The sequence below is a fragment of the Roseiarcus sp. genome, assembly GCF_052145395.1.
In the GTDB taxonomy this organism is placed as follows: domain Bacteria; phylum Pseudomonadota; class Alphaproteobacteria; order Rhizobiales; family Beijerinckiaceae; genus Roseiarcus.
The window spans coordinates 1-7,115 of sequence record NZ_JBKQOT010000732.1 but is presented as its reverse complement, the minus strand read 5'-3'; the positions used below and the strand labels follow the sequence as shown (position 1 = coordinate 7,115).

The 7,115-nt window shown below is 69.8% G+C and carries 6 protein-coding genes and 1 other RNA gene; 3 read left to right on the top strand and 4 right to left on the bottom strand.

Annotated features, from left to right (window positions below):
* An RNA gene (gene rnpB / locus ACLP25_RS25140) (RNase P RNA component class A) lies at positions 1-260 on the bottom strand; the annotation flags it as partial.
* Between the two features lie 210 nt (positions 261-470).
* On the opposite strand from rnpB, the gene ACLP25_RS25135 reads away from it, so the two are divergent.
* The 3 genes from ACLP25_RS25135 (at position 471) to ACLP25_RS25125 (ending at position 1,969) form a co-directional block, all read left to right on the top strand.
* A complete protein-coding gene (locus ACLP25_RS25135; protein ID WP_442471844.1) occupies positions 471-725 on the top strand; it encodes a glycine zipper domain-containing protein in 255 nt (84 codons plus the stop codon).
* Positions 726-852: 127 nt separating this feature from the next.
* On the top strand, positions 853-1,149 hold the full coding sequence (locus ACLP25_RS25130) for a hypothetical protein (RefSeq protein WP_442471843.1): 297 nt from the start codon (positions 853-855) through the stop codon (positions 1,147-1,149).
* A gap of 58 nt (positions 1,150-1,207) precedes the next feature.
* Positions 1,208-1,969 (top strand): N-acetylmuramoyl-L-alanine amidase, encoded by a 762-nt coding sequence (locus tag ACLP25_RS25125; protein WP_442471846.1) that lies wholly within the window; start codon positions 1,208-1,210, stop codon positions 1,967-1,969.
* A 40-nt stretch (positions 1,970-2,009) separates the two neighbouring features.
* On the opposite strand, the gene ACLP25_RS25120 is transcribed toward ACLP25_RS25125, so the two are convergent.
* Genes ACLP25_RS25120 through ACLP25_RS25110 form a run of 3 tightly spaced genes read right to left on the bottom strand, consistent with a single transcriptional unit; the run spans position 2,010 to position 7,036 of the window.
* Positions 2,010-4,937: a bifunctional [glutamine synthetase] adenylyltransferase/[glutamine synthetase]-adenylyl-L-tyrosine phosphorylase gene (locus ACLP25_RS25120; RefSeq protein ID WP_442471842.1), complete on the bottom strand. Its 2,928-nt coding sequence runs from the start codon at positions 4,935-4,937 to the stop codon at positions 2,010-2,012.
* On the bottom strand, positions 4,918-6,369 hold the full coding sequence (locus ACLP25_RS25115) for an ATP-binding protein (RefSeq protein WP_442471841.1): 1,452 nt from the start codon (positions 6,367-6,369) through the stop codon (positions 4,918-4,920). The genes ACLP25_RS25120 and ACLP25_RS25115 overlap by 20 nt, the downstream gene beginning before the upstream one ends.
* Positions 6,353-7,036 carry a winged helix-turn-helix domain-containing protein gene (locus ACLP25_RS25110; RefSeq protein WP_442471845.1) on the bottom strand — a complete coding sequence of 228 codons (684 nt, stop codon included), beginning with the start codon at positions 7,034-7,036 and terminating at the stop codon, positions 6,353-6,355. The genes ACLP25_RS25115 and ACLP25_RS25110 overlap by 17 nt, the downstream gene beginning before the upstream one ends.
* Positions 7,037-7,115 lie beyond the last annotated feature (79 nt).

The following is a 7,115-nucleotide window of genomic DNA, read 5'->3' as shown; positions in this document are numbered from 1 at the left end:
CGGCGTTTGAACGCGCCGCGCGTCGCTCCTATTCGGTCTTGCTCCCGGCGGGGCTTGCCGTGCCGCTGGCGTTGCCGCCCGCGCGGTGCGCTCTTACCGCACCCTTTCACCCTTGCCCCGAAAGCCTTGCGGCCGCATCGGGGCGGTTTGCTTTCTGTGGCGCTTTCCCTGGGGTCGCCCCCGCCGGACGTTATCCGGCGCCGCATCCGTATGGAGCCCGGACTTTCCTCCGCTTTCGCGGCAGCCGTCCGGCCGACTGGCGGATGCGGCATAGGAGCGCAGGGCGCCGCCGGTCAAGGAGAAAAACCGTGCGCGGCGTTCCCGCTGTCGCACAAAACCGCCTCATTCATTGCAGCTTCAGTCCGTTTATGGGAATGTGCCGCGCGCGGGGGCTGGCCTGCTTCGCGGCGCTCGCCGCAACGGGAGGTTCCCTAAAACGTCTCGAGACCGTGGACCGGAGATCGTTACCCATGAAAAAGATGTTGGCTCTTTCGCTGGCGCTCGCCGCCGCTGTGTCGGTGTCGGCCTGCCAGACGCCGCAGCAGACGAACGCCCTCGCCGGCGGCGCGCTCGGCGGCGGCGCGGGCGCGCTGATCGGCTCCGCGGTTTCGGGCGGAAGCGCAGGCGGGACGCTTGCGGGCGCGGCGATCGGCGCGGCCTCCGGCGCGATGATCGGCGCCGCCGCCACCCCGCAGCCGCAGGGCCAGTGCGCACGCTGGGGCTAGGACTACAACGGCAACCGCGTCTGCGTAGCGTACTACTAACGGACGAGCGCCTTCAGCGCGGGTCCGAAAACCGGGCGGACCCGAGCCGGCTCCGCCGCGCAGGCTCCGCGGAAAAGGAATAGCAAACATGACAAAGAAGATGATCGCCATCGCGCTGGCCCTCGTCGGTGCGCTCTCGCTGTCGGCCTGCCAGACGCAGGAGCAGCAGACGGGCACGCTGGTCGGCGGCGCGGTCGGCGCGGGCACGGGCGCGCTGATCGGTTCGGCGGTTTCAGGCGGCAGCGCGGGCGGCGCCATCGCCGGCGGCGTGATTGGCGGCGTGGGCGGCGCCCTGGTCGGCAACGCCGTGACGCGTCCGCGCCACTGCGCGCGACACGGCTACGACGTCTATGGCAACCGCATCTGCGTAGCCTGGTACAACTGAGTTCCGGCGTGAAAAGCGACGGCGTGGCCGGGCATTGCCTGTCAAGCGACGGGCAATGATGTCCGGTCCCGCCTGCGACAGCCCGCTCGCGTCCGCGTTCGTCGCTTCGCCGAATTTCGGCGAGCGGCGGGGGAGTGGCCGGCCGAACTATCTCATCCTCCATTACACTGGCATGCCGACGGGCGAGGCCGCACTCGCGCTGCTCGTCGACCCGGAATCGGAAGTGTCGGCGCATTATTTCGTCTGGGAGGACGGGCGGATTTTTCAGCTCGTCGCCGAGCGCGATCGCGCTTGGCACGCGGGAAAAGGCCACTGGAAGGGCGAGAGCGACCTCAACTCCGCTTCGATCGGGATCGAGATCGTCAATCCCGGCCACGACGCCGGCGCGCCGCCCTTCCCCGACCGGCAGGTCGCCGCGACCATCGCGCTCGCGCGCGACATTTCCTCCCGCTGGAAGATCCCGCCGCAGCGGGTGCTCGCGCATTCCGACGTCGCGCCGCATCGCAAGCGCGATCCCGGGGAAGCCTTTCCCTGGCGGCGGCTGTTCGAGGGCGGCGTCGGCCATTGGGTCGAGCCCGCGCCCATTTCCGGCGGGCCGCTGTTCCGGCACGAGGAAGAGGGCCCGCCGGTGCGCGCGCTTCAGGCGATGCTGGCGCTCTACGGCTATGGGGTCGAGCTTTCGGGGGTCTACGACCGGCATACGCGAGCGGTTGTCGCCGCTTTCCAGCGTCACTTCCGGCCCGAGCGTGTCGACGGCGAGGCGGACGCTTCGACGGTCGCGACGCTGAAGGCGCTGATCGAGGGGCTGGGCAAGAGTTGATGCGCTCTCATCGCGCGGCGCCTACGCGATCTCGGCTTATTCACCCCTTCACGATCGCCTCGAACGCCTCCCGCACGCGCTTGCGCGCTTCGTCGAGCGCCGCGACGAAGGCCTCGAAATCGGGGTAGCCGGAGGCGGCGGCGATGCGGCGCTTGACGCCCGAGGCGGCGGTCTTCGGGTCGAAGGGGCCGGCGATGGCGAGCCGCATGAACTGGGTCGCGTCGGTGTAGAGCCGGTGCGCCTCGACCAAAGTCTCGACGTGACGCGCCTCGACCAGCCCCGCCCGGCCCGCCTTGTCGATCGCCCGGCGGGTCGAGACGTCGAGGATCTCCGGCCTCGCGAAGGCGAAGGCGAGGCTGAGGTACTGGGCGACGAACTCGATGTCCATCAAGCCGCCCCGGACGAGCTTCAGGTCCCAGAGGTCGCGGTCGCCCTTCTCATGGGCGATCAGCGCGCGCATTTTCGTCACCTCGCGCGCGATGGTCGCCGGATCGCGCTTGCGCGTCAGGGTGTCGCGGATCGCGCTCGCCACGTCGGCTGCGAGAGTCGCGTCCCCGGCGACGACGCGGGCGCGTGTGAGCGCCATGTGCTCCCAGGGCTCGGCTTCGTCGCGCTGGTAGAGGGCGAAGGCGGAGAACTGGGTGGCGAGCGGGCCCTGGCGGCCTGAGGGCCTCAGCCGCATGTCGACCTCGTACAGGGTTCCCCTGCGGGTCGGGGCGGTCAACGCGGCGAGCAGGCGCTGGGTGAAGCGCGAATAATAGAGGGAGGCGCCGAGCGGCCTCCCCCCGTCCGATTCGCCCGCGTCGGCGGGAAAGTCGTAGATCAGGATGAGGTCGAGGTCGGAGGCCGCCGTCATCTCGCGCGAGCCGAGCTTGCCCATCGCCAGCACCGCGACGCGGCCGCCGCGCACCTTTCCGTGGTCGACGGCGAAGGCCGCCTCGACCTGCTTCAGCATCGCCCCGACCAACGCCTGCGCCAGCGCGCTGTAGGCCTGCCCGGCGCGGTCCGGATCGAGCCGGCCCGACAGGAGATGGAGCCCGATCAGGAACATTTCCTCGGCGGCGAAGTCGCGCGCCCGGTCGAGCGCGTCCTCGTAGCTGCGCGCCTGCTCGACATAGGTTTCGGCGCGCAGCCGCGTCGCCTCCTCGTTGAAACTGTCCTCGAAATCGGTCGTCCGGTCGGGATCGATCGCCGCGTCGAGCACGTGGGGGCGGGTCGCGATCACCTGGGCGAGCCGCGGCGCGGCACCCAGTACGTCGCCGAACAGTTCGCGCACGTCGTCGTTGGAGCGCAGGATCGACAGGAGCTCGACCGATGCGCTCATCCGTCCCATCGCCTCGTCGAAAGCGGCGAGCGCGGCGTCGGCGTAGCCCGAGCCGGAAAAGGCGTCGAGCAGCGCCGGGGTGAGCTCCGTCAGCACCTCGCGGGCGCGGGCGCTGCGCACCGCGGCGCGTCGGCCGAAATGCCAGCCGCGGATCGTCTCGGCCGCCGCCTCGGGATGCTGGAAGCCGAGCGCGCGGAGAGTCTCGAGCGTCGCGGGATCGTCGGTCACGCCGGTGAAGACGAGGTTGCCGGCGGCGGCGCTCAGCGTGGGGGCGTTCTCGAACAGACGCGCGTAGTGCTTCTCGACCTGGGTAAGATGGAAGGTCAGGTCCCTGGCGAAGGACTCGAGCCTCGCGTAGCCGCAGAACCGGGCGAAGCGGGCAAGCTCGGCGCGCTCGAACGGCAGGCGCTGGGTCTGCTCGTCGGCGATCATCTGCAGCCGGTGCTCGACCGTGCGGAGGAAGCGATAGGCGGCGCCGAGGTCCTTCAGCGCCTCGGGCGTCACCCAGGCCTCGGCGCAGAGCTCTTCGAGCATGTCGAGGGTTCGCGAGCCGCGCATCTTCGGCCGCCGGCCGCCGAAAATGAGCTGCTGCGTCTGGACGAAGAACTCGACTTCGCGGATGCCGCCGCGGCCGAGCTTGACGTCATGACCGGGAACGACGACGCGGTCATGCCCGCGCACCGCGTGGATCTGGCGCTTCATCGCGTGGATGTCGGCGATGGCGGCGTAGTCGAAATACTTTCGCCAGATGAACGGGGCGAGATCGGCGAGGAACCGCCGGCCGAGCTCGAGGTCGCCCGCCGCCGGCCGCGCCTTGATCATCGCGGCGCGCTCCCAGTTCTGCCCGAGCGTCTCGTAATAGGCGTAGGCGCTAGTGGTCGAGAGCGCCACCGGGGTCGAGGCGGGATCGGGCCTGAGCCTCAGGTCGACCCGCAGCACGTAGCCGTCGGGCGTGCGCTCCTGCAGCAGTCGGGCGAGCGCCTTGGTGACGCGCACGAACAGGGGCGCCGGCTCCGCGCCCGTGGGGATCGAGGCGGCCGAGGCGTCGAAGAGCACGATCAGGTCGATGTCGCTCGAATAGTTGAGCTCGCGCGCCCCGTGCTTGCCGAGCGCGAGCACCACGAGGCCGCAGCCGGCCGCAGGGTCCGACGCGTCGGGATCGAGCGCGAGCCGGCCGGCGAGCGCATTCTGACGCAGAAGGAAGGCGAGCGCGGCGCCGACCGCCGCGTCGGCGAAGCGGGTCAGCGCCTCGGTCGCCTCGACCACATCCCACACGCCGCCGATGTCGGCGAGCGCGATGAGCAGCGCCGACTCGCGCTTAGCGAGCCGGAGGGCGCGCATCAGCGCCGCCTCGTCGTCGTCGCGGCGGGCGGCGAGCGCGGCGATGAGGGCGTCCAGCGACGACTTCGGCGGCCGGGCGAGGAGGCGGGCCACCCGCGCCGGCTCTTCGGTCGCGAGCGTCCACAGGTACGGCGAATGATCGGCCAGGCCGAGAAGGAGATCGCGCGTCTTCCCCGCCGCGAGCAGTGGCGTCAGGCCTTGGGCTTCGGGCGCGGCGGTCAAAGCCTCCAGCGCACGGCGGGCGGCGGCGGAGGCAGAGAGCCGCGGGAAGGCGACGACGCGTTCAGCCAGCGATGGGTTCATCGACGCCCCCCAGCGCCGGCGCAGGCAAAGCGGGCGGCGCCGGATCGGCGGGCAGGATCATGCGCACGCGCAGGCCCGGCTCGTTGTCCTCGAGCTCGACCCTACCCCCGTGCAGGCGCGCGACCGCGGCGGCGAGCGAGAGCCCGAGCCCCGAGCCGGGGCGGGAGCGCGAGCCTTCGAGCCGCACGAAGCGTCCGAGCACCCGCTCCCGGTCCGCCGACGCGATCCCGGGACCGCGGTCGGCGACGGTCAACTCGACCGATTCGCGCGAGCGGCGCGCGGCGACGACGATCCGGGGCTTGACGCCCTCGCCGCCGCAATCGCTCAGCGCGCCGTATTTCAGCGCGTTGTCGATCAGATTGGCGATCGTCTGTCCGATCAGCTCGCGATTTCCGCAAACATAGAGCGGGGCTTCGATGTCGACAGCAAGGTCCACGCCGTCTTCCTCGGCGATCGGTTCATAGAGTTCCACCACGGCGCGAGCCGCCTCGCAAACATCGAACGACGTTTGCCCATCGACTTCGCCGCCGGCCTCGGCGCGCGCGATGAGCAGCAGCGCGTTGAAGATCTTGATCAGGGCGTCGGATTCTTCAATCGTTTTCTCGAGCGCGACGCGATAGGCGGCGGCGTCGCCGCCGAAGGCCAGCGCCGCCTCGGCATGGTTGCGCAGGCGGGTGAGCGGCGTCCGCAGATCGTGGGCGATGTTGTCGCTGACCTCGCGCAAGCCCTGCATCAGCACGTTGATCCGGCTCAACATGCCGTTGAGGCTCTCGGCGAGCCGGTCGAGTTCGTCGCCGGAGCCGGAGACCGGCAACCGGCCGGTCACGTCTCCCGCCATGATGCCGTGGGCCGACGTGTTGATGTCGTCGATGCGCTTCAGCACGTTGCGGGCGACGAACAGCGCCCCGACGGCGGCGAGCGCGGCGAAGAAGACCAGCGAGATCGCGAGCGCGCGGACCATCACGCCTTCGATCCGGGCGCGGTCGCCGAGATCGTGGCCGACCAGAAGCAGGAATCCGGGCGGCAGCTTGTAGATGCGCACCAGCGCCTGGCGGACTCGGTCGCCCGGGCCGTTGGTGCGATAGTTGACGACGATAAATCCCCGCCGCTCGAGGACCTCGAGCGGAATCTGCTCGACATTGCCGGCAAGCGATTCTCCGGCCGGGTCCGTCAGCAGGTAAAGAGAAGCGCCCGGCTGGCGCTTGCGCGCCTCGATCGACGAATAGAGGCCGACAAGTCCTTCGTGATTGTAGGCGTCGGTCAGGCCTTTCGCTTCGGCGTCGATGGTGCGGGCGATTTCCTCGTCGACGACCGCGACGACCTGCCAGGCGATGATGGCGAGAACGACCCCCGCGCCGACGGCGCTGACGGCCAGAATCGCCAGCGCCAGACGGAAGGCGGTGGCGCGGAAGAGCTTAGCGAGAGCCGTCACGAATCATGTATCCGGCTCCGCGCACGGTGCTGAGCAGCGGCGCGTCGAAGTCCCGGTCGATCTTGGCCCTGAGCCGCGACACGTGGACGTCGATGACGTTGGTCTGCGGATCGAAATGGTAGTCCCAGACATGTTCGAGCAGCATGGTCCGGGTGACGACCTTGCCGGCGTTCTGCATCAGGTATTCCAGCAGGCGGAACTCGCGCGGCTGCAGCACGATCTCCTCGCCGCGGCGGGTCACCTTGTGGGAGAGGCGGTCGAGCGTGAGGTCGCCGACCCGGTACACTGTCTCTTCGGGCGCCCCGGCGGGGCGGCGGCGCGCCAGGGTCTCGACCCGGGCGAGCAATTCGGAGAATGCGTAAGGCTTGGCGAGATAGTCGTCGCCGCCGGCCCTGAGGCCCTTGACCCGGTCGTCGACCTGCCCGAGCGCAGAGACAATCAACACCGGAGTCTCGCTCTTCTGGCCGCGCAACGCGCCGATCAGCGTCAGCCCGTCCATCTTCGGCAGCATCCGGTCGACGATGGCGACGTCATAGCCGCCTTCAAGGGCCATGTCGTAGCCGGTCACGCCGTCATGGGCGGCGTCGGCCACGTGACCCGCCTCACGAAAGGCCTTGATCAGATAGGCGGCGGCGTCGCGGTCGTCTTCGATGATGAGGATTCGCATGGAGCGACATATAACAAGACTGCGCCGCTTGGCCAAAAATGGGAGCGGCGGCAGGTCCCTGGGGGGCTGAATGGGACCT

Bases quoted from the DNA above. Each gene is read 5' to 3' on its own strand.
- ACLP25_RS25135 (WP_442471844.1), top strand. From the start codon at position 471: ATGAAAAAGATGTTGGCTCTTTCGCTGGCGCTCGCCGCCGCTGTGTCG.
- ACLP25_RS25130 (WP_442471843.1), top strand. From the start codon at position 853: ATGACAAAGAAGATGATCGCCATCGCGCTGGCCCTCGTCGGTGCGCTC.
- ACLP25_RS25125 (WP_442471846.1), top strand. From the start codon at position 1,208: ATGTCCGGTCCCGCCTGCGACAGCCCGCTCGCGTCCGCGTTCGTCGCT.
- ACLP25_RS25120 (WP_442471842.1), bottom strand. From the start codon at position 4,937: ATGAACCCATCGCTGGCTGAACGCGTCGTCGCCTTCCCGCGGCTCTCT.
- ACLP25_RS25110 (WP_442471845.1), bottom strand. From the start codon at position 7,036: ATGCGAATCCTCATCATCGAAGACGACCGCGACGCCGCCGCCTATCTG.